The organism is Streptomyces sp. NBC_00094, assembly GCF_026343125.1.
Taxonomy (GTDB): Bacteria; Actinomycetota; Actinomycetes; order Streptomycetales; family Streptomycetaceae; genus Streptomyces.
This window is the reverse complement of record NZ_JAPEMB010000001.1, coordinates 7,466,960-7,489,496: the sequence shown is the minus strand read 5'-3', so window position 1 is coordinate 7,489,496 and position 22,537 is coordinate 7,466,960. Positions and strand designations below refer to the sequence as shown.

The 22,537-nt window shown below is 72.5% G+C and carries 14 protein-coding genes; 10 read left to right on the top strand and 4 right to left on the bottom strand.

From position 1 onward, the window contains the following. Positions 1-90: 90 nt before the first annotated feature. Positions 91-1,488, top strand: coding sequence for an amidohydrolase family protein (locus tag OG580_RS33115; protein ID WP_267047339.1), 1,398 nt, complete (start codon positions 91-93; stop codon positions 1,486-1,488). Positions 1,489-1,631: 143 nt separating this feature from the next. Beyond that, positions 1,632-2,657 (top strand): LacI family DNA-binding transcriptional regulator, encoded by a 1,026-nt coding sequence (locus tag OG580_RS33110; protein ID WP_267047338.1) that lies wholly within the window; start codon positions 1,632-1,634, stop codon positions 2,655-2,657. A 67-nt stretch (positions 2,658-2,724) separates the two neighbouring features. Here OG580_RS33110 and OG580_RS33105 read toward each other — a convergent pair whose 3' ends face one another. Continuing rightward, positions 2,725-5,556 (bottom strand): glycosyl hydrolase, encoded by a 2,832-nt coding sequence (locus OG580_RS33105; RefSeq protein ID WP_267047337.1) that lies wholly within the window; start codon positions 5,554-5,556, stop codon positions 2,725-2,727. A gap of 350 nt (positions 5,557-5,906) precedes the next feature. Between OG580_RS33105 and OG580_RS33100 the strand changes: the two genes are divergently transcribed. The 4 genes from OG580_RS33100 (at position 5,907) to OG580_RS33085 (ending at position 10,680) form a co-directional block, all read left to right on the top strand. Further along, on the top strand, positions 5,907-7,217 hold the full coding sequence (locus tag OG580_RS33100; RefSeq protein WP_267047336.1) for an extracellular solute-binding protein: 1,311 nt from the start codon (positions 5,907-5,909) through the stop codon (positions 7,215-7,217). Positions 7,218-7,317: 100 nt separating this feature from the next. Then, on the top strand, positions 7,318-8,277 hold the full coding sequence (locus OG580_RS33095; RefSeq protein ID WP_267047335.1) for a carbohydrate ABC transporter permease: 960 nt from the start codon (positions 7,318-7,320) through the stop codon (positions 8,275-8,277). Then, positions 8,274-9,194 carry a carbohydrate ABC transporter permease gene (locus OG580_RS33090; protein WP_267047334.1) on the top strand — a complete coding sequence of 307 codons (921 nt, stop codon included), beginning with the start codon at positions 8,274-8,276 and terminating at the stop codon, positions 9,192-9,194. The genes OG580_RS33095 and OG580_RS33090 overlap by 4 nt, the downstream gene beginning before the upstream one ends. An 85-nt stretch (positions 9,195-9,279) precedes the next feature. Beyond that, positions 9,280-10,680: a GH1 family beta-glucosidase gene (locus OG580_RS33085; RefSeq protein ID WP_267047333.1), complete on the top strand. Its 1,401-nt coding sequence runs from the start codon at positions 9,280-9,282 to the stop codon at positions 10,678-10,680. A gap of 123 nt (positions 10,681-10,803) precedes the next feature. Here OG580_RS33085 and OG580_RS33080 read toward each other — a convergent pair whose 3' ends face one another. Then, complete coding sequence (locus OG580_RS33080; RefSeq protein ID WP_267047332.1) at positions 10,804-12,159, bottom strand: carbohydrate-binding protein; 1,356 nt, start codon at positions 12,157-12,159, stop codon at positions 10,804-10,806. A 209-nt stretch (positions 12,160-12,368) separates the two neighbouring features. On the opposite strand from OG580_RS33080, the gene OG580_RS33075 reads away from it, so the two are divergent. Then, positions 12,369-13,571, top strand: a complete 1,203-nt coding sequence (locus OG580_RS33075) for an IS110 family transposase (protein WP_267047331.1) — start codon at positions 12,369-12,371, stop codon at positions 13,569-13,571. A gap of 103 nt (positions 13,572-13,674) precedes the next feature. Here OG580_RS33075 and OG580_RS33070 read toward each other — a convergent pair whose 3' ends face one another. After that, the gene (locus OG580_RS33070) at positions 13,675-14,745 is read right to left on the bottom strand and encodes a LysR family transcriptional regulator (protein WP_267047330.1); all 1,071 of its coding nucleotides are present in this window, start codon (positions 14,743-14,745) and stop codon (positions 13,675-13,677) included. An 85-nt stretch (positions 14,746-14,830) separates the two neighbouring features. Further along, positions 14,831-15,766: an aminoglycoside phosphotransferase family protein gene (locus OG580_RS33065; RefSeq protein ID WP_267047329.1), complete on the bottom strand. Its 936-nt coding sequence runs from the start codon at positions 15,764-15,766 to the stop codon at positions 14,831-14,833. Between the two features lie 189 nt (positions 15,767-15,955). On the opposite strand from OG580_RS33065, the gene OG580_RS33060 reads away from it, so the two are divergent. The 3 genes from OG580_RS33060 (at position 15,956) to OG580_RS33050 (ending at position 22,503) form a co-directional block, all read left to right on the top strand. Next, positions 15,956-17,530: a carbohydrate-binding protein gene (locus OG580_RS33060; RefSeq protein WP_267047328.1), complete on the top strand. Its 1,575-nt coding sequence runs from the start codon at positions 15,956-15,958 to the stop codon at positions 17,528-17,530. Positions 17,531-17,641: 111 nt separating this feature from the next. Next, the gene (locus tag OG580_RS33055; protein WP_267047327.1) at positions 17,642-18,568 is read left to right on the top strand and encodes an LLM class F420-dependent oxidoreductase; all 927 of its coding nucleotides are present in this window, start codon (positions 17,642-17,644) and stop codon (positions 18,566-18,568) included. Positions 18,569-18,774: 206 nt separating this feature from the next. After that, positions 18,775-22,503 carry a choice-of-anchor D domain-containing protein gene (locus tag OG580_RS33050; RefSeq protein WP_267047326.1) on the top strand — a complete coding sequence of 1,243 codons (3,729 nt, stop codon included), beginning with the start codon at positions 18,775-18,777 and terminating at the stop codon, positions 22,501-22,503. Positions 22,504-22,537 lie beyond the last annotated feature (34 nt).

Sequence of the window (22,537 nt, the reverse complement as noted above, 5' to 3'; positions counted from 1 at the left end):
TCATGGGTTCGTGATCACCTCCTTGTTCCGCGCCTTCCGCTTGGTATACAAAATGAAGGAGCCCGTCGGCCTCCCCCTCAAGGAGCTCCCATGCAGTCGTCCACCACGCCCTCCCCCGGCAGCCTCTCCCGCCGCACGATGCTGGCCGGCGCCGCCGCCCTGGCCGGTACGACGGCCGCGATCGCGACCCCTGCCCAGGCCCAGGCACTGACCCCTGCCGCCCAGGCCGCGGCCCACACTCAGGCCACTGCCCACACCCAGGCAGCCGTCTCCGCGCCCGGCGCGTCCGCCGCCGGCGGGCGCCGCGACAGGGCCGTGGTCTTCCGGAACGTCCGCCCGTTCGGGGCGGCGCGGCCCACCGACCTCGTGGTCGTCGACGGCCGCGTCGCGGACGGCCCCGCGCCGCGGGGCGCGAAGGTCGTCGAGGGCGGCGGCCGGATCGCGCTCCCGTCCCTCGTGGACGCCCACATCCACCCCGACAAGACGACCTGGGGCGGCCCCTGGGTGTCGCGGCGCCCGGCGAACGGCATCGCCGACTACGTCGCCCAGGACGTCGAACTGTTCCGGGCCCAGAGCCGGCCCGTCGCCGAGCGCGCGTACGGGCTGATGTCCCACGCCGTCGCCCGGGGTACGCGGGCGATGCGCGCCCACGCCGACGTGGCCCCCGCCTACGGCCTCGCCGGGGTGGAGGGCGTCGCGGAGGCCCGCGAGCGGTTGCGGCACGCCCTCGACGTCCAGATCGTGGCCTTCCCGCAGCACGGCGTCATCCGTACGCCGGGCACGGCGGCGCTCCTCGAGGAGGCGGCGCGCGAGGGCACGATCGACATGATCGGCGGCATCGACCCGATCGGCTTCGACCAGGCCCTCGACGCACAGCTCGACCTCGTCTTCGGCATCGCGGACCGGCACGGCGTCGGTGTGGACATCCATCTGCACGACCGCGGCGAGAAGGGGATCACGGCCATGCGCGGCATCATCGACCGCACGCGCGCCCTGTCCCTCGCCGGCAAGGTCACCGTCAGCCACGTCTTCTGCCTGCCGGGCCTGTCGGACCGCGAGCTCGGCGCGATCGCCGCCGACCTGGGCGCCCAGGACATCGCCCTCACCACGGTGGCGCCCTCCGACTCGCTGGTGCTGCCGATCGCCCGGCTGCGCGAGCACGGGGTGCGGGTCGGGCTCGGCTCCGACGGTGTGCGCGACTCGTGGAGCCCGTTCGGCAACGCGGACATGCTGCACCGCGCGCAGCTCCTCGGCTGGGTGACGGACGTGCGCCTCGACGAGGAGCTGACGGACTGCTACCGCGTCGCGGCCCACGGCGGCGCGGACGTCATGGGCCTCGCGCACGCCGACCTCACGCCCGGTGCCCCGGCCGACTTCGTCCTCGTACGCGGCGAATGCCTGCCGCAGGTCGTCGTGGACATGCCCCAGCGGGACCTGGTCGTGCACGGCGGGGTCGTGGTGGCCCGCGACGGCGAGTTCCTCGCCTGAGACGTGGTGCGCGCCGGGTCATGGTGACGTCGGGGCCGGACATCTCCTTCTTGGGAGCGCTCTCAGAGCGTGCGGGGTGCAGATATCCTGGTCCGCGCAGGACCGTACGCCCACCCAGTCGACGCAGCCGAGGAGCGCCCGACGTGCCGGATCAGACCACGGGCTCGCGCCCCACGCTGGAAGCCGTCGCCGCACGCGCCGGTGTGTCCCGTGCCACGGCGTCGCGGGTCGTCAACGGCGGTGCGGGGGTACGCGCTCCGCTGGTCGAGAAGGTGAACCGGGCCGTCGAGGAGCTCGGGTACGTCCCCAACCACGCGGCGCGCACCCTGGTCACCCGGCGCAACGGCGCGGTGGCCGTGATCATCGAGGAGCCCGAGTTCCGGATCTTCTCCGACCCGTTCTTCGAGCAGCAGGTGCGCGGTATCAGCCGGGAGTTGACGGCGCACGACTCCCAGCTGGTGCTGCTGTGGGTGGAGGGTCCCGGTGACCACGAGCGGATCGCCCGCTATCTGGGCGGCGGCCACGTCGACGGGGCGCTCGCCTTCTCCCTGCACAGCGACGACGCGCTGCCCGCCCTGATCGACCGGGCCCGCATCCCGGTGGTGTTCGGCGGGCGCCCCGCGCCGGGCATCGACCCCGCGGTGCCGTACGTCGACTGCGACAACCGCGGCGGCGCCCGGGAGGCCGTGGGCCATCTGGTCGGTCTGGGCCGTCGGGCCGTCGCCCACATCGCCGGGCCGCACGACCAGACCTCCGCCGTCGACCGGCTCCACGGCTACCACGACGTCCTGCCCGACGCCGATCCGGCTCTGCTCTGCCGGGGCGCCTTCACCGAGGAGAGCGGCGCCCGCGCCATGGCCGAGCTCCTCGACCGCAGGCCGGACGTGGACGCCGTGTTCGTCGCCAACGACCTGATGGCGACGGGTGCGTTGCGTACCCTGCGGGAGCGCGGGATCCGGGTCCCGGAGGACGTCGCGGTCGTCGGCTTCGACGACATGGCCTCGGTGGTCGACCGGACCTCCCCCGCGCTGACGACCGTGCGCCAGGACATCGAGGGCATGGGCCGGCTGATGGTCAAGCTCCTGATGCGGCTGCTCGACGGGCCCGGCGGTGCGGCTCCGGCCTCCGTGATCACCCCGACGTCGCTGGTACGCCGCGACTCGGCCTGACGGGGACGGCGGAGCGGCGGGTCCGGAGGTGTCTCCGGGCCCGCCGCTCCTGTGTCGGGGGTGTCGGTCAGTCGTACGGGATGACGACCACGGACGTGGCCGTGCCCGTCCGGAGGCGCGCGTCCGCGTTCCCGATCGCGCTCCAGACCTCCAGGCGGAGCGTGCCGCCGCGCAGGTCGCCGAGGGTGCCGGTGGCCGACTTCAGGCCGCGGGTCTGGGCGTACTCCTCCCAGCCGGTCACCGGGTCCGTCGCGAAGTAGTGGTACGTCTCCGTCCGGTCGAAGGTGCCGTCACCGGTGAGGTCGTAGCTGATCCGGGCCTGCTGGCCCAGTCCGACCGCGGTGCCGGCGTCGACGTGGAGGCGGAAGGCGGTGAGCCCGCCCGGCCTGAGCGTGCCGTTGACGCCCTTGATCTCGTACGTCAGGGGCCTGCTGGGCGTGCCGTCGTGGTTGGTGCCCTGCGCCGAGAGGATGGTGTCGGTGACCTCGGCGGCACCGGCGGCCGTGGTGAGCGTGCCGCCGGAGCGCAGCTGGAAGGTGTTCCCCGTGGACGGCTCCGGATCCGGGTCCGGGTCGGGGGTGCCCGTCCCGTTGCCCGTGGCCGTGGAACGCGCGGGAACCGTCAGGGACTTGCCGTCGGAGAAGGTGACGGTACGGGCGGTCGCGCCGTGGTTGTGGGCCACGTACGTCCGCGCGGTGCCCTTGGTGAAGACCGCCGAGGTGGGGACGGAGCCGGTGACGGAGGCGTCGGGGGCGCCGAGTGCGTCGAGGGTGGTGAGCCAGTGGTAGGTGTGGGCCTTCGACTCCCCCGCCTCCGGGGTGTAACCGGCGTGGCCCGCGTCCCACTTCGCCTTCGCGGCGGCAGGGTCGGCGAAGGACTGGAACTCCCAGAGGATGTCCCGCCATTCGACGGCGGGTCCGCCGTTCTCCCGTTCCAGTTCGGCGATGTTGCGCCGGACGGCGTCCTTGTGTCCGCCGAGGTGGAGTGAACCGCCGGTCACGGGAAGGACGTTGATGCCGTGGATCTCCTCGGGGTTGGCGGTCCACCAGGTGGAGTAGGCGGCGCCGCTGCCCCACACCATGCCGGCGGTGTCGTGCTGGAAGCCTCCGGGGAAGACCTGCTGGTCGGCGTCGAACCAGTACTGGGCGATGGCCTCGCCCTCCGTGGTGAGGAGGTACGTGCCGAGGTCGCGCAGTGTGGTGTCGCCGGTCGCCGAGCCCCACAGGACGAGCGCGGCACTGAGGTTGGTCGACTCCGAGGACGACTCCTGGTTGTTGCCGGCGGCGAAGCCCTGGTGGCCGCTGGCCCAGCTGTGTCCGGCGTAGACGTCGAAGCCGCGCAGGAAGGGATAGGCGCCGTCGGTGCGGCTGGGGTTGGCGGTGTCGCGGACCAGGGTCTTCACCATCGAGCCCCAGGCCGAGTCGGCGGCCCAGGCCGGGTCGTACTGGGCGACGATCGCGGCCGCGTAGACGTAGTAGCCGTAGTGGAAGTGGTGGTCGTTGAGCTCGGTGTCGCTGCCGTACGAGGCCGGGTAGCCCGTGAGGGTCTTCCACGCCTGGTCGTAGGAGAACTCGCTCGCTCCGCCCGCCGTGAACCAGTCCTGGAGGCGGCCCTTGATGAGCCCGAGGAGCTTGTCGCGGATCGCGCCCTCACCGATCTGGTCGGCGAGCGGCACCAGTTGGGCGAGCTTGCCGAGCGCCTTGCCGGTCCAGTACGTGTCGACGGCTCCGGAGAACGGGTCGGAGGAGTTCGCGACCTCGTTCAGGTAGCCGCGCAGCCGGGCCGCGTCGACGCCGCTGCCGCCCGGGAGTCCGGGCAGGGTGGCGGCGGCCCGCTGGGTCGTGGTGAAGGAGGCCGCCTCCCGCACCTTCATGGTGCCGCGGGGCGAGACGTACGTGTACGGGGTGAGCGGGTCGGTGGTGTGCAGCCACTGGTGCCGGTAGAGCGCCTGGAGGGTGCCGCGCTCGGTGCCCTCCTTCGCCTCGGTGGTGAGGGCGTAGGTGGCGCGGACCGTGCCGGCGTCGTAGCTCCAGTTCACCGTGGATCCGGTGACGAAGCTGTAGGCGTACTTCCGGTAGGTCGCGAGCGCGTCGGTGGAGGGCAGGACGGCGACGGAGAAGTAGTCCTTGCCGCCGAGGCCGGCGGTGAGGGTCGAGCCCGAGATGTTCCAGTCGGTGCCGCCGGGCGCGAAGAGGGCGTAGTGGTGGCCCGCGACGGTGATGCCGAGGACGTTGCCCTGGTCGGCGAAGACGGTGGGCGCGGTGGCGGTGGTGATCCGGGCGTCGCCGCCCGTGCCCTTGGCGTACACGAAGGGCATCCCGTGGCCGATGGTGGTGCGCAGGGTGCGCGCGCCGTCGGACCAGTACGGGGTGACGGTCCAGTCGGACCAGGCGTCGGCCTTGGTGTCGGGCGAGTTGAGCCCGGTCAGCCCGAGGGTGAGGTCGCGCTTGTGGGCGTACTCGTACTGGCGGCCTTCGCCGACGACGGCGGGGCTGGTCGGGTAGCCGATCTCCAGGCCGCCGGCGACGGCCTGGTAGGTGAGCGGGTGGCCGTACATGGGGGTGGAGTAGGGGTTGTCCCCGTAGCGCTGGAAGGCGAGGGAGGACCACCAGTCGTTGGTGGGCACCGGCTTGCCCTGGGCCGCGGCGGTGACCTTGGGGGTGACCGGTGCGCCGGTGTTGGTGGTGGGGCCGGAGGTACCGGCGGGGCGGGTGTCGGAGTAGCTTCCGGCGCCCACGGGGACGGTGGCGGCCGCCGCGGGGGCGGCGGCGGGACCGAGTCCCAGGGCGGCGAGGGCGGAGACCAGGGCCAGCACGGCGGCGGGCCGGGTGCGGGGTGCGGTCCGGGTGCGGAGGGCGGGCCCGGTGTGGCGGGCTGGTCGGGTGCGGGGGGCTGGCATGAACGGCACCTCATGTCGTCACGACGGATCGAGCACGGACGGGGAATGGGGGTGGTGCGGCATGCGTGGGGAGCCCCGGAGGGCTCCGAGGGTCTTCGAGACCTCCGAGGGCCTTCGAGGCTCCCGAGAGTTTCGAGAGCGCTCTCAAGCGCTTCGGATGGCCGAAAACGTAAAACTCTCGAAACCTGGGTGTCAAGAGAGGGGACACGGAGGGGAGTTCGGACCCGAGTCCAAGCCGTTACGCCTTCAAGTCTTGACGGGACACCCGGAGCGCGGGCACGCTCCAACCGCATTCTTGAGAGCGCTCTCAAGCAGTTCTCTCGCTCGCCCCGAAGCCAAGGGAGGCCCCCATGCCCATCGCCCGAGCCGCCAGACCCACCACCGTCGCCGTCCGCCTCGGGGCGGTCGTCCTGAGCGGGGCGCTGCTCGCCGCCTGCGGAAGCTCGTCGGACGGGGCCGCCACGGACGGCGCGGGCGGCGAGGTCACGATCACCGTGGACCTCTTCGGCTCGTTCGGGTACAAGGAGGCCGGGCTCTACGCCGAGTACGAGAAGCTCCACCCGGGCGTCACGATCAAGCAGACGGACACCGAGGACGAGGCCGACTACTGGAAGTCCCTCCAGACCCGGCTCGCCGGCGGCGGCGGCCTCGCCGACGTCCAGGGCATCGAGGTGGGCCGGATCGCCTCCGTCACACAGCTGCAGGCCGACAAGTTCGAGGACCTGAAGAAGTACGGCGCGGACACCCTGAAGGGGCAGTTCGCCGAGGCGAAGTGGGCCGCCGCCACCGGGAAGAACGGCGAGGTCCTCGGCCTCGGCACGGACGTCGGCCCCGAGGCGATGTGCTACCGCAAGGACCTCTTCGAGAAGGCGGGGCTGCCGACGGACCGCGAGGAGCTGTCCAAGCGGTGGGCCACCTGGGACGGCTACCTGGAGCTGGGCAAGCAGTACAAGGCGAAGGCCCCCGCCAAGAGCGCCTGGCTCGACAGCATCGGCAGCCTCTACTCGATCATGATCGGGCAGGAGGAGGAGCGGTACTACGACGCCTCGGGGAAGCTGATCTGGGAGGACAACCCCGCCCTGCGCGCCGCCTGGGACCACTCCGTCGCGGCGTCCGACAGCGGGCTGAGCGCCGAGCTCGACCAGTGGTCGCCGCAGTGGAACCAGGCGTTCGCCGCCGGTTCCTTCGCCACGATCCCCTGCCCCGCCTGGATGCTCGGCTACATCAAGGGCCAGGCCGGCGAGAGCGGCAAGGGCAAGTGGGACGTCGCCGCGCTCCCGGGTGGCGCGGGCAACTGGGGCGGCTCCTACCTCGCCGTACCGAGGGCGGCGCAGCACAAGAAGGAGGCGTACGAGCTGGTCGCGTGGCTCACCGCGCCCGAGCAGCAGGTGAGGCTCTTCGAGAAGCAGGGCAACTTCCCCTCCTCCACCGGCGCGATCGAGAAGGTCGCCGCCGCCAAGGACCCGTACTTCTCGAACGCGCCGATCGGCAGGATCTTCGGCGACGCGGCGAAGGCGGCCCCGGTGCAGGTCCTCGGCGTGCACGACCAGAACATCGCGCAGCAGATCACGAACGCGCTGAGCGAGGTCGAGCGGAAGGGCACCGCGCCGGAGAAGGCCTGGGAGAACGCCAGGAAGGGCGTCGCGAACACCCTCGGCTGATCCCGGTGCCGGACGGGCGGCCCGCTCCCCCGCGTACGCCCGTCCGGCACCGCCCCGCCCCGCCGCACACCCGTCTCGCCTCCTCTCGAAGGGCCGCACCGTGACCCTCACCGCACCCGTGACACCGCCGAAGTCCGTCCCCGCGTCCCGGCGGGGGTCGTCCGTCCGGCGGACCTGGCAGAAGGCCTCGCCGTACGCCTACATCGCCCCGTTCTTCACCTTGTTCGCCGCCTTCGGCGCCTTCCCGCTGCTCTACACGGCCTATGTCTCGCTGTACCGCGTGGAGCTCCAGACGCCCGGCGACATGGAGTGGCGAGGGCTCGGCAACTACACCGCCCTGCTCGAAGACGAGTTCTTCTGGATCTCGCTCCGCAACACGTTCACCATCGGCGTGCTCTCCACCGTGCCGCAGCTGGTCATGGCCCTCGGTCTCGCGCACCTGCTCAACTACCGGATGCGCGGCCGCACGTTCCTGCGGACCGCCGTGCTGCTGCCGTACGCGACCTCCGTCGCCGCCGCCACCCTCGTCTTCGCCCAGCTCTTCGGACGGGACTTCGGACTGATCAACTACCTGCTCGGGACGGTCGGTATCGAGCCCGTCGACTGGCAGACCGGCACGGTCGCCTCGCAGATCGCGGTCTCGGCCGTCGTCGTCTGGCGCTGGACCGGCTACAACGCGCTGATCTACCTCGCCGGCATGCAGTCGATCCCCGACGAGCTGTACGAGGCGGCCGCGATGGACGGCGCCTCGCGCTGGCGCCAGTTCTTCCACGTCACCCTGCCCGGGCTGCGGCCCACCATCGTCTTCACCGTCATCGTCTCCACGATCGGCGCGACCCAGTTGTTCGGGGAGCCTCTGCTCCTCGAAGGCAAGATCTCGGGCGGCATCTCGCACCAGTACCAGACGCTCGGCCTCTACATGTACGAGCAGGGCTGGGGCTTCTTCCACCTGGGCCGGGCCGCCGCCATCGCCTGGGTGATGTTCCTGCTCATCGTGGTGCTCGTCGGGGTCAACGCCCTGATCGCGCACCGCCGTTCCCGCAAGGAGGCCGGCCGATGACCGCGCCGGGCACCATCGAGGCACCGCCCCGTCCACCGCGCCCCGACCGGCCGTCCCCGGCCGCCCCGCCCCGGGGCCGCCGCCCCTCCCGGGCGGGCCGCACCCTGCACGCGGGCCCCGTCGCGTACGCGATCCTGATCATCGCCGTGCTGGTCTCCGCCTTCCCGTTCTACTGGACCCTCGTCGCGGCGAGCCGCTCCAACGCCGACCTGGCGCAGGTCCCGCCGACCCTGGTCCCCGGACCGCACCTCATCCGCAACTTCGAGGCCGTGCTCGAAGAGGCGGACATCGGGAAGGCGTTGCTCAACTCCCTGATCGTCTCGGGCTCGATCACCCTCGGCACCGTGCTGTGCTGCACGCTCGCCGGCTTCGCCTTCGCCAAGCTCCGCTTCCGGGGCCGGGGCGCACTGCTCGCGCTCACCGTGGGCACCATGATGATCCCGCCCCAGCTCGGCGTGATCCCGCTGTTCATGATGATCGCCGAGCTGGGGTGGGTGAACCAGCTCCAGTCGGTGATCCTGCCCGGCCTGGTCTCCGCGTTCGGCGTGTTCTTCATGCGGCAGTACCTGGTGCAGACCCTGCCGGACGAGCTGATCGAGGCGGCGCGGGTCGACGGCGCGTCCACCGCCCGGATCTTCTGGTCGATCGTCGTGCCCATCGCCCGCCCCGGCATGGCGGTGCTCGGGCTGCTGACCTTCATGGCCGCGTGGAACGACTTCTTCTGGCCCGTCGTCGCCCTGACCTCCTCGGAGCCGACCGTCCAGGTCGCCCTGCGCCAGCTCGGCGGCGGCTACGTCCACGACCAGTCCGTGATCATGGCCGGCACCCTGCTCGGCACCCTGCCGGTGCTGCTGGTCTTCGGCCTGCTCGGCCGGCAGATCGTCGGCGGGATCATGCAGGGCGCCGTCAAGGGCTGACCACGGACCTCCCCCGAGCAGATCCCCGTCAGACCCCCCAACAGACCTCCCCAACAGTCCTCTCACTTATGGGAGTTACCACCTCATGACTGCGCTCGACGCTCGCCTCGACGCCCCGGCCCTCCTCCGGTTCCCGCAGGGCTTCCGCTGGGGCACCGCCACGGCGGCGTACCAGATCGAAGGTGCGGCGACGGAGGACGGCCGCACGCCGTCCATCTGGGACACCTTCAGCCGCACCCCGGGCAAGGTGCGCAACGGCGACACCGGTGACATCGCCGCCGACCATTACCACCGGCTCGACGAGGACATCGCCCTGATGCGGCGGCTCGGCGTCACCGACTACCGCTTCTCGATCGCCTGGCCCCGAGTGCTGCCCGCGGGCCGGGGCCCGGTCAACGCCAAGGGGCTCGACTTCTACCGGCGACTCGTCGACGGCCTCCTCGCGGCCGGCATCCGCCCCGTGGCGACGCTCTACCACTGGGACCTTCCCCAGGAGTTGGAGGACGAGGGAGGCTGGACCCAGCGGGAGACCGCGTACCGTTTCGCGGAGTACGCGGGCGTCATGGCGGACGCGCTCGGCGACCGGGTCGCGACCTGGACCACGCTCAACGAGCCCTGGTGCGCCGCCTTCCTCGGCTACGGCAACGGCGTGCACGCCCCCGGCAGGACCGACGCCCTCGCCTCCCTGCGCGCCGCGCACCACCTCAACCTGGCCCACGGACTGGCCGCGCGCGAGCTGCGCGGGGCGCTGCCCGCGTCGGCGGAGGTGTCCCTGACCCTCAACCTCCATGCGGTACGCCCTCTTTCGGAGGCGCCCGAGGACAAGGAGGCGGCCCGCCGGATCGACGCCGTCGCCAACCGGATCTTCCTCGAACCGGTCTTCCACGGCCGGCTCCCCGAGGATCTCGTCCGGGACACGGCCGGGATCACGGACTGGTCCTTCGTCGGGGACGGCGATCTCGCCACGGCGGCCGCGCCGATCGACTCGCTGGGCATCAACTACTACAGCCCCTCGGTCGTCGCGGCGGGCAGTTCCGAGTCGCCGTCGCCGTGGGCGGGCGCGGAGCGGCACGTACGGTTCGAGCCGGCCCCCGGGCCGCGTACCGCGATGGACTGGCCGGTGGACGCGAGCGGCCTCCACGAGCTCCTGATCCGGTTGCGGGACGAACTGCCGGGCGTACCCCTGGTGGTGACCGAGAACGGGGCGGCGTACGACGACTACGCCGACCCGTCGGGGAACGTGAAGGACCCGGAGCGGGTGGCGTATCTGCACGCCCACCTTTCGGCGGTGCACCGGGCCCTCGCCGACGGGGCGGACGTGCGGGGCTACTTCCTGTGGTCGCTCCTGGACAACTTCGAGTGGGCGTACGGCTACAGCAAGCGGTTCGGCATCGTGCACGTGGACTTCGCGACGCAGCGCCGGACGCTCAAGGACAGCGCCCGCTGGTACGCGGAGGTGATCGCCCGGGGCGGCCTCGACGGCTGACGCGGGAAACTGATCGGCAAGACACCTCCGAGGGGGTGCCGTGGCACCCCCTCGGAGCCGCGGCACCCCCGGTCACCGCCGGCAGGTGGTCAGATCCGGCAGTCGGTCACCGCCGGAGACACGTCACAGTCGCTGCCACAGGGCGGGGACGTTCGGCGGCTCCCAGCCGGTCTGGGCCTGGTGGCCCTGGAGGCAGCGGTAGCTCGCTCCGCCGTACGTGACCGTGTCACCGGCCGCGTAGACCTTGCCGGCCGCCCACGTGCCGCCCGGCTGCGGTTCGCCGGGCCCGGGGCCCGGGTCGACGCCGGTGGTCTTCAGGGTGAGGCCGTAGTTCTGCAGCAGCGGGTTCAGCGGCTGGAAGAAGGTCGTGCCGCCGCTGGAGCAGTTGCCCGAGCCGCCCGAGGTCACGCCCTGCGCCTGGCTGCCGGAGATGTACGAGCCTCCGGAGTCGCCGGGTTCGGCGCAGACCGTCGTCCGGGTCACGCCGGAGATGGTGCCCTCGGGGTAGGTGACGCTGGTGTTGTGCTGCTGGATCGTGCCGCAGTGCCAGCCGGTGGTCGAGCCGGAGCGGCACACGGACGCGCCGACGGGCTGCAGGACCGACCCGGTCACCTGCACGTTCGCGCCGCCGGAGCCCTTGACGTACGGGGTGGACGTCCAGTTGGTGTTGGCGGCCACCCAGGCCATGTCGTTGCCGGGGAAGATCGAGCCCTGGAAACTGCCCTGGGCCACCTGGTTGAAGCCGCTCGTCGTGGTGCCCGCGCGGCCGCAGTGTCCGGCGGTGGCGAAGCCCTGGGTGGTGCCGCGGGTCACCGCGAAGCCGACGGAACAACGGCCGCCGCCGCCCATGTAGTACGCGTCGCCGCCCCGGATGTCGTAGAGCGGGCGCGGGGCCTGTGCGGTCGTCACGACACGGACCAGGTCCCGCGGGACGCCGGTGACCTCGACGAGCCGGGCGCCCGCGCCGGGCCGGGTCTCCTCCACGACCAGGACGTTGGCGCGGACGTCGACGTAGCGGACGGGGGCCTCGGCGGTGGCGGCCCGGTCCAGGGCCTCCTTGGCCCGCTCCAGGACGGTCAGGCCGTGGGACACGAGCCGGACGTCCGCGCCGGTGGCGCGTATCGCGGCCGCGTCGGCGGCGCGGGTGGTAGCCACGGTCAGCGTGCCGGACTCGGAGCCGTCCACCCAGGCACCGGCGAAGGCGCCGCCGAGACCCTGGCGGAGCCGGGCGGCGGTGGCACCGGCCTCGGCCTCGTTGGCGAGCCTGGTCAGGGCCTGGGGGCGGGTGAGTCCCAGATCGCGCTCCATGGCGGCGAGGAGTGCGGGCTGGGCGGCGGCGGTGGCGAGGGTCCGAGCGGCGGTCTTCGGGACCGGGGCCCGGTCCGGTGCCGCGGTGGCGGTACCGGCCTGGATACCGGCCAGCGCCATCCCGGCGGCGGCCAGCGCGGTACACGCCGCACGGGCGTGTCGTCGGAGCATGGGGTGTCCTTAAGAATTGGTCCCGGTCCGGGAGGATCGGGTGTGGCTGATGGGGTGTTTGCCTCAAATGGCTCTAGGAGAATGGCCGCCCGATCCTCCGGGACGCTCCGACTGCTGATTGAGAACTGCGGGCATCGCTGGTTAAGGACCTGTCGGCGGAGTGTTCCTCGGGCCGTGAAAGTGCTGGTCACGAGGGACACGGAGCGACGATGAGTACGTCTGGCAAGCAGTTATGGGTCGGTATCGACGCCGGCAAGGGGCATCACTGGGCCGTGGCGGTCGACGCCGACGGCACGATGGTGTTCTCGACGAAGGTGATCAACGACGAGTCGCAGATCCTCACGCTCATCGACACGGCCCTGGAGAAGGCCGGCGAAGTGCGGTGGGCGGTGGACATCTCCGGCCGTTCCTCCGCCTTGCTGCTGGCGCTTCTGATCGCCCGCGGCCAGCGGGTCGTCTACGTGCCCGGCAGGACCGTCAACCGGATGACCGGCGCCTACCGCGGTGAAGGCAAGACCGACGCCAAGGACGCCCTGGTCATCGCCGACCAGGCCCGCATGCGCCGGGACTTCACCCCGATCGAGACCCCGCCCGAGCTGGTCTCCACCCTCCAGCTGCTGACCGGCTACCGGCGCGACCTGATCGCCGACCGGGTCCGTCTGATCAACAGGCTGCGCGACCTGCTGGTCGGCATCTGCCCCGCCCTGGAGCGAGCCTTCGACTACTCCGCGGCCAAGGGACCGGTCCTCATGCTGACCGAGTACCAGACCCCCTCCGCCCTGCGGCGGATCGGCGTCAAACGGCTGACCACCTGGCTGGAACGCCGCAAGGCCCGTGGGGCGGGCGAGATCGCGGCCAAGGCCGTAGAGGCCGCCCAGTCCCAGATGACCGCCCTGCCCGGCGAGGACCGGGCCGCGAAGCTGGTACGCGACTTGGCCCACCAGCTGCTGGCCCTGGACGAGCGGATCAAGGACAACGACCGGGAGATCCGCGACACCTTCCGCACCGACGAACGCGCCGAGATCATCGAGTCCCTGCCCGGCATGGGCCCCATCCTGGGCGCCGAGTTCGTCGCCATCGTCGGCGACCTGTCCGGCTACCGGGACGCCGGCCGCCTGGCCTCGCACGCCGGGCTCGCCCCGGTTCCGCGAGACTCCGGCCGCAGGACCGGCAACTACCACCGACCCAAACGCTACAACCGACGTCTGCGCTGGCTGTTCTACATGTCCGCCCAGTCCGCCATGATGCGGCCGGGCCCATCGCGGGACTACTACCTCAAGAAGCGAGCCGAGGGGCTGATCCACACCCAGGCACTTCTCGCACTCGCCCGCCGCCGGGTCGACGTCCTGTGGGCCATGCTGCGCGACAAGAGGCTGTTCACCTCCGCCCCACCGGTCACGCAGGCGGCTTGACTTCGTCATTGAGATTCTCCTCGGTTCTCGGTGGGGGATCTACCGAGACCGTAGGGATCCCGCACGGGACGGCGGGAGTTGTCAGCCGGCCCCTGCCACGGCGTTATGCCCCGGGGTACGGGGAGGGCCGCGGGTACGGCTCCGGGTCGGCGCCCGGCACCGGGACGGCCACCGTGACCAGACCGGCCTCCGTTGACACCGGCACCGGCACCGGCGTGGATGTCGGCATCGGCATCGCCCCCGGCGCCACTCCCGCCCCCGGCATCCGCCCCGCGCTCTGCACCAGCGCCTCCGCGTGGGCCGCTCTGGTGTGGTGCAGCACCGTGGCGGCCCGTCCGGCCGCGCGCCCCTCGGGGTGCCAACCCAGGAGGTGCCGCCAGACCAGCGGGGCGCCGGCCAGGGGGCGGGTCACGATGCCCGGTGTCACGGGGAAGGTGGCCCGGCAGAGGCCGACGGCCCGGCCCACCTGGACCAGGTGCACGCAGGAGGCGGTGTCCGTCTCGTAGACGCAGGCCGGAGTGAAGCCCGCGCGCACGCAGGCGGCGGCGAAGCAGTCGCCGAAGCAGCCGTCGCCGGGTACGTCGGTCCAGGCCTCCACCGCCAGTTCGGCCAGGTCGAGTTCGGTACGGGTGGCCAGGGGATGGTCGGCGGCCAGCATCACGTACACCGGGTCGCGGGCGATCTCCGTCCAGGCGAGCCGCCCCGCCTCGGGCGGCGCGCTCTCGCCGCAGACGCCGACGAGGGCGAAGCCCAGCCGGCCGGCGGCGACCCCACGGGCGATCTCCCGCTCCGACCAGGAGGTGTACGTGGTCACCGGCGACCCCGGCTCGGTCCTGGCGAGCCGGTCGACGAGGCCGCCGAGCAGCGGGCCGTGCGTGCCGCCGAGCCGGTAGCCCCCCGCACCCTCCCGGGCGAACCGCACCGCCTCCTCCTGCAGTTCGCACACGGCGGGCAGCACGACCCGGGCGCGGTCGAGGACCAGGTCGCCGAGGGCCGTCGTCCGCACCCCCTCTCTCCCCCGCTCGAACAGCGTGCCACCCAGGGCCCGTTCGATCCGCTTGAGCTGGGCGCTGAGCGCGGGCTGCGCGAGACCGAGCGCGGTTGCGGCGCGCGTGAGACTGCCCGCGTCCGCGATGGCCCGGATCGCCTTGAGGTGCCTCAACTCCAAGTCCATACCGAGAGCTTGCCGCCCCACCGCCAATAGGTCCAGACCAGCGGCGGGCAGGAACGACATGTCACCGGACGCGCCCGGGAGAGGATCAGCGGCTCCCCTCCGCGAGCAGGGTCGCCAGATGGTCGGCGAAGGCGACGAGACCACCGAGTCCCGATCCGCCACGGGCACGCCGGAAGCCGTGCCGACGCCCCCAGAACGCGGCCTGGACCGCGTGGAGTTGTGCCCAGCGTCGGACGCGCTCGCGATCGAGTTCGGCGGCGTCGACGAAGACGTCCAGCGCGCGACGGACGGCCGCGGGCAGGTCGTCCGCCTCGAGGAACGCGAGCGCGCGGGACTTGAGCAGCGTGCCGCCGTCGTAGGCGGGGTCGCCCACGTACCCCTTGGGGTCGACGGCGAGCCACGGCTCGCGTTCGGCGCGCAGGATGTTGCCGGGGTGGAGATCGCCGTGGATGAGGATGTCCGGCTGCGTGGCGCCGAGTTCACGGACGGTCGCCACGGCGGCGTCCACGACGGAGGGCGCCAGGGGGTGAGGCAGCTCCGCGGCGTCCTCGCGCAGCCGCTCCTCCCATTCCCCGGCCCGGTCGCGCAGCCGGGGCAGGCCGGGCGGGGCAGGGATCGCCAGGCGGCGGCCGAGCCGTCCGGCGACGGCCAGGACCTCGTCGCCGTCCGCGATGTCGGCCAGGGTCGCGGTCCGGGCCCGTTCGAGGAGCATCGCGAAGCGTTCGTCGTCCCGCTCGTGGAGCAGGACGGCGCCGCGCCCGTCCCACGCCTCGAAGGCGTCCGGCTCATGGACGTTGCCGGGGTGCGGAAAGGACACCTTCAGCGCGGCGGTCCCGCCGATGCTCCGCCGGACGGGGACGATGACGCCGACTCCGCCGTGCAGGACGTCCCCGTCCGGAACGCACCCCCACCTGTCGAGCAACTCGTCGACGATTCCTGGCAGTTCGGCGAGCCACGCCACCCCCGGCTCCCCCTCCCGCTCGATGGTGGTCCGCGCGAACGCCTCGGGTGTCCTGATCATCCGTTCACCGTACGCGTCGGCGGAAGCCGCACCGCCGAGACCTCGCCAGGTGTTCATATACGCGAACGGAAATCACGTACACGTCTATTGACGCGTCCACGGCAGGCCTCTAGCGTCCCACGGAAAGCGCTTTCTGATCCCCCATGAGCCCCCATGGGCCCCCATGGCCCCTCACCTTGGAGAGCAACGATGCGAACGGGACCCGTCATCGCGTGCGTCAGCCTGCTGGCCGGCACGCTCGTCGCCCTGACCGGCACGACGGCGCAGGCCGCGACCACCACCTACGAGGCCGAGACCTCCCCCGCGGTCTGCACCGGCACCATCGACTCCGACTGGGCCGGCTTCTCCGGCACCGGATTCTGCAACGGCACCAACGCGGTGGGCGCCTACGCGCAGTTCACCGTGAACGCCCCGGCCGCCGGCACCGCCACGCTCACGGTCCGCTTCGCCAACGGCACCACCACCGCGCGGCCCGCGGCCCTCACCGTCAACGGATCGGCGGTCGCGTCGTCCTCCTACGAGGCGACGGGCGCCTGGACGACCTGGGCGACGAAGACGTACACCGTGCCGGTCAACGCGGGCACCAACACCGTCCGGTTCAACCCCACCAGCGCCGCCGGGCTGCCCAACATCGACCGGATCGACGTCGAGACATCCGGCACCACCACCCCGCCGACGGGCGGCGCGCTGTACGTGGCGCCGAACGGAACGGACGCCGCCGCGGGAACCGTCTCGGCTCCCACCACGCTGAGTTCGGCCATCGCCCGCGTCACCTCCGGAGGGACGATCTACCTCCGCGGCGGCACGTACAACCACTCCCAGACGATCACCATCCCCGCCGGCACCAACGGCACGGCCTCCGCCCGCACGAAGCTCTCCGCCTACCCCGGCGAGAACCCGGTACTGAACTTCTCGGCCATGACCGAGGACCCGGCGAACCGCGGGCTCGCCGTGAACGGCTCCTACTGGCACGTGAGCGGCATCGTCGTCGAACGCGCCGGTGACAACGGCATCTTCGTCGGCGGCAGCAACAACGTCATCGAGCGCACGGTGACGCGCTTCAACCGCGACTCGGGCCTTCAGCTCTCCCGTATCGCCTCCACCACGCCCCAGAGCCAGTGGCCGTCGAACAACCTCGTCCTGAGCGCGGAGTCGCACGACAACGCCGACTCCGACGGCGAGGACGCCGACGGCTTCGCCGCCAAGCTCACGGTCGGTCCGGGGAACGTCTTCCGCTACGCCGTGGCCCACCACAACATCGACGACGGCTGGGACCTCTACACGAAGACCGACACCGGCCCCATCGGCACGGTCACCATCGAGGACTCCCTCGCCTACGACAACGGCACCCTCTCCGACGGCACCCAGAACGCGAGCGGCGACCGCAACGGCTACAAGCTGGGCGGCGAGGACATCGCGGTCGATCACGTGGTCCGGCGCAGCATCGCCTACCACAACGGCAAGCACGGCTTCACGTACAACAGCAACCCGGGCTCGATGGCCGTGTCGAACAACCTCAGCATCGACAACGCCCAGCGCAACTACTCGTTCGACGCGGGCACTTCGGTGTTCCGGAACAACACCTCGTGCCGGAGTGGCAGCGGCACGAACGACCGCACCATCGGTGACGTCGACGGCTCCAACCAGTTCTGGTCCGGCACGAACGGCTCCCGCTGCGCCGCGTACTCCGGCGCGCTGAGCTGGTCGTACGCCACGGACGGCCGTCTCGCCGTGACCCTCGGCGGCAAGCCGGTCACCCTGTAGCCGGCCCGGCCCGCCACGGCCTCCCGCTCCCCCACGACGTTCACGGAGCCGACACACGACTGTCGTACGGGAGCGGGAATGCCGTTCGCGAACAGGCCCGTTGGCCCTGACATGACTCTCGGAGTAATCCTCAGCTCGACCTCCCGGCAGCTCCCGATCGACGACACGGTGCGACTCGCGCGGGAGGCCCGCGACGCCGGACTGCACTCCGCGTGGTTCGGCCAGTCCTTCGCGTACGACTCGCCGTCGCTCGCCGCTATCGTCGGGCGCGAGGTGCCGGGACTGCAGGTCGGAACCGCCGCGATACCCGTCTTCGGCCGCCATCCGCTGATCGTCTCCAGCCAGGCCCAGACCGCCCAGGCCGCCACCGGCGGCCGCTACCACCTCGGGCTGGCCCTCGGCACCAAGCACCTCACCGAGGAAGGGTTCGGCATCCCGTACGAGCGGCCCGTCGGGCTGCTCCGGGAGTTCCTCACGGCCCTGCGCCAGCTGGTGGAGACGGGCGCCGCGGACTTCCACGGCGAGCTCCTCACGGCCACGACGCCGTGGCCGGCGGCGGTTCCCGGGGCCCAGCCGCCGGTGCCGCTCCTCGTCGCCGCCATGGGACCGCAGGCCCTGCGGGTCAGCGGCCGGCTCGCCGACGGCATCCTGCCGTTCCTGGCCGGTCCGCGCGCGCTCGCCGAGGACATCGTCCCCACCGTCACCGCCGCGGCGAAGGCGGCGGGCAGGCCCGCGCCGCGGATCGTGGCCCTCGTCCCCGGTGTGGTCACGGCGGACGCCGGGGCCGTACGGGAGAAGGCGACCGAGGCCCTCGCGCTCTACGAACGGATCCCGTCCTACCAGCGTGTCATCGAGCGCTCCGGCGGCACGCGGGCCGCCGACCTGGCGGTGATCGGCGACGAGGAGACCGTCGCCGCCGAGGTGCGGCGCTACCGCGAGGCGGGGGCGACGGAGGTGGTGTTCACGGCGACGGACCTGGGCGGCGAGGCCGACCGCCGCCGTACGTGGAAGCTGCTCGGCGAACTGTCGGGAGAGTGAGGGAGCTCGGTACTCGCCACGAGCGACGAGGCCACGTGCGTCGACATCGCCGCCGTTCCGCCGACGCACCGCTTTCCGAGGCCGATCGGGTGGACCTCGGCGGGAGGGGCCGGTCGGCGGCCTCCTTCCCCTTGGGGCCCGGTTCACGATGACCTCGGCGGAGCGCTTCGGGTTCCGCGCCCGCGCGACCAGGTGAAGGGGGAGAGATGGCCGGCCGACGCAGGGCGATCGCCCGACTGCTGACGATGTGCCTGGTGGCGGGCGCGGGCGCCGCCGCCGCGCCGGCTTCCACCGCGGCGCCACGGCCTCCGGTGGTGCGGAGCACGCTCCCCGCCGACCAGACCACGATCTCCCACGACGACCTGCGGACCGGCTGGGACCGGGACGAGCCCGGACTCGCGCCGGACCAGGTGTCGAGCTCGGACTTCGGCCTGCAGTTCTCGACCACGGTCGACGGCCAGGTCTACGCGCAGCCGCTGGTCGTGGGGCGGACGCTCGTCGCGGCCACCGAGAACAACAAGGTGTACGGGATCGACGCGGCCGGCGGGGGGATCACCTGGTCCAAGAACCTCGGCGCCCCGTGGCCCGCCTCGGCGATCAGCTGCGGGGACCTGGTACCGAACGTCGGGGTGACCGCCACGCCGGTCTACGACCCGGCGACGAACGCCGTGTACCTCACGTCCAAGGTGAACGACGGGCCCGACGTCCAGCATCCCAACTGGTACCTGCACGCCCTCGACCCGGTGACCGGCGCCGAGCGCGCGGGCTGGCCGGTGAAGGTGGCGGGCGCCCCGGTGAACGATCCGGGCCGGGCGTTCAACCCGTACACGGCGGGTCAGCGGCCGGGGCTGCTCCTGATGGGCGGCTCCGTCTACGCCGCCTTCGCCTCGCACTGCGACCGCGGCCCGTACGTCGGGTACGTCATGGGCGTCGACACCGCGACGCGCCGGACCACGCTCTGGGCCACCGAGGACTCCTCCGCCAACGGCATGGCCGGGATCTGGATGAGCGGCGGCGGTCTCGTCTCCGACGGCCCGGGCCGGATCCTCTTCTCGACGGGCAACGGGGTCTCCCCCGCGCCCGGTCCCGGCCGGCTGCCGCCCGGCCAGCTGGCGGAGTCGGTGGTCCGGCTCGGCGTGAACAGCGACGGCACGATGTCGGCACAGGACTTCTTCAGCCCCGCCAACGCCTCCCAGCTCGACCTGAACGACACCGACCTGGGCTCGGGCGGTCCGGTCGCCCTGCCCGGCCCGGTCTTCGGCACCAGCCGGTATCCACGGCTCCTCGTCCAGATCGGCAAGGACGGGCGGCTGTTCCTGCTCGACCGGGACGACCTCGGCGGCCGGAGTCAGGGGCCGGGCGGCACCGACAAGGTGCTCGGCGCCTTCGGCCCGTACGAGGGCGTCTGGGGGCATCCCGCCGTGTACGGCGGGCAGGGCGGCTACGTCTACACGATCGGCAGCGGCGGCCCGCTGCGGGCCTTCGCGTACGGGCTGACCGGCTCGGGCCTGCCGGGCCTGACCAACACGGGGAGCAGCGCCCAGCGGTTCGGCTATACCTCGGGTTCCCCGGTGGTCACCTCGACGGGTACGAACGCGGGGTCGGCGCTCGTGTGGGCGATCGCCTCGGACGGGGCGAGCGGCGCCAACGGGCAGCTGCGCGCGTACGACGCCGTGCCGGTGAACGGGGCGCTGCGGCTGCGCTGGTCGGCGCCGATCGGGGTGGCGTCGAAGTTCGCCGTGCCGGCCACCGACGGCGGGCGTGTCTACGTGGGCACCAGGGACGGTCACGTGCTGGCCTTCGGGCGTCCGGCGAACACCGCCCTGACGGGTGAGCCGGTGGACGCGGGCGAGGTGGCGGTCGGGGCGGCCGGGACCGTCACGGCCACGGTCACGGCGACCCGGGACGTGACGCTCACCGGGGTGAGCACTCCGGCGGGCGGACCGTTCACCGCGACCTCCGCCGGGCTGCCGCGCACGCTGCGGGCCGGCGAGTCCCACACCGCCCAGGTGACGTTCTCGCCCACCGCGCCCGGCCCCGACACCTCGGCGCTGACCTTCGCCACCGACCTCGGCGACAGCGCGCTCGGACTGACCGGCTACGGCACCCGGCCCGGGTTCCTCGCCTCGCCGGGCGCGCTCGACTTCGGCACGGTGGCGACCACGACCAGCAAGGCGCTGGGCGTGACGTTCACGAACACGGGCACGGCCGACGAGACGATCTCGGCGGTCTCCGTCCCCGGCGCCCCCTTCGGCGCCTCGGATCCGCCGGCCGTCGGCACGGTCGTGCGGCCCCGGCAGTCCGTCACCGTGCAGGTGGCGTACGCCCCGACGGCCGCCGGGGAGCACACGGGGACGGTCTCCGTCACCGGCCCGAACGGCACGGCGTCCGTCGCCGTGACCGGTACGGCGGTGACCGGGCGCGCGGAGCTCACGATCACGCCCACCTCGACGGCCTTCGGTCAGGTGAAGGTCGGTCAGTCGGTGACCAGGACCTTCGACATCAGCAACACCGGAAACATCCCGCTCACCATCACCAAGGCGAAGCCGCCGGCGGCTCCCTTCCACGTGACGAACCCGATCAGCGAGGGCCAGGTCCTCGGCCCGGAGGACGTGGTCCACCAGGCGGTGACGTTCTCGCCCACCTCGATCGGGGCGGTCACCGCCGCGTACGAGCTGACCTCGGACGACGGGCGCGGTCCGCGCAACGAGACGCTGACCGGTTCCGGGGTGGCCGGCACGGGGGTCACCGTGCCCTCCCCCGGCGCGGGCGGCTGGCGGCTCAACGGCTCGGCCGGGATCTCCGGCGACGACCTCCAGCTCACCCAGGCGAGCGCGTCCCAGCGGGGTTCGGCGGTCTGGCCCGTGCCCGTGCTCACCGACGGTCTCAAGGCCTCGTTCACCACGGTGATCGGCGGCGGCAGCGGGGCCGACGGGCTCACCTTCGCCCTCCTCGACCCGGCCAGGGCGACTCCCACCGCGCTCGGCGGTGTCGGCGGCGGCCTCGGCTACGCCGGTCTCCCGGGCGTGGCCGTCGCCTTCGACACGTACCGCAACACCGGGGACCCGTCGGCCAACTTCGTCGGTGTGGCCACCGGCGGCAGCGGCTCGGTCCTCACGTACGCGGCGACGACGTCGAGCGTCCCGAACCTGCGCGCGGGCACGCACACGGTCTCCGTGGCGGTCACCGGCAAGACGGTCACGGTCTCCGTGGACGGCATCCAGCGGCTGCGGACCACGGTGGCCTCGCTGCCCCCGGCCGCGCTCCTCGCCTTCACCGGAGGGACGGGGGGCCTGACCGACATCCACGCCGTGCGGGGCGCGGCGATCACCTCCCCGTCGTACGCGCTGCCGCCGCCCGGGCCGAACGGCTGGACGTACAACGGCACGGCCGTCCCGTCCGGTACGAGTCTCGTCCTCAATCCCGCGCAGACGTACGTCAAGGGCTCGGCGATCCAGGCCACGGCGGTGCCCTCGGCGCGGCTGCGGGCGCGGTTCACGGCGACCCTCTCGGGAGGGACGGGCGCCGACGGGCTCGCCCTGATGCTCCTCGACGCGGCCCGGGCCACCCCGAAGTCGCTGGGGTTCGGGGGCGGTGGCCTCGGCTACAGCGGGCTGCCCGGGGTGGCCGTCACCCTGGACACGTACCGCAATCCCGGGGAGCCGTCGTCGAACTTCGTGGGGGTGGCCACCAGCGGTTCGGCGTCCACCCTGCGGTACGTGGCGACCTCGACCGCCGTCCCCGCGCTGCGTACGGGCAGCCATGTGGTCGACGTGAACGTGACGGCCACCGGGCGGCTCCTCGTCCTCGTCGACGGTGTCCAGGTCATCGACGTGGCGGTGACGCTGCCGCAGAACGTGCTGGTCGGATTCGGCGGCGCCACCGGCGGACTGACGGACCGTCACGTGGTCACGGGGGTCCGCGTCGGCTACTGAGGCCGGCCACCGAGAAGGCGGGCTTCCCGCCTCG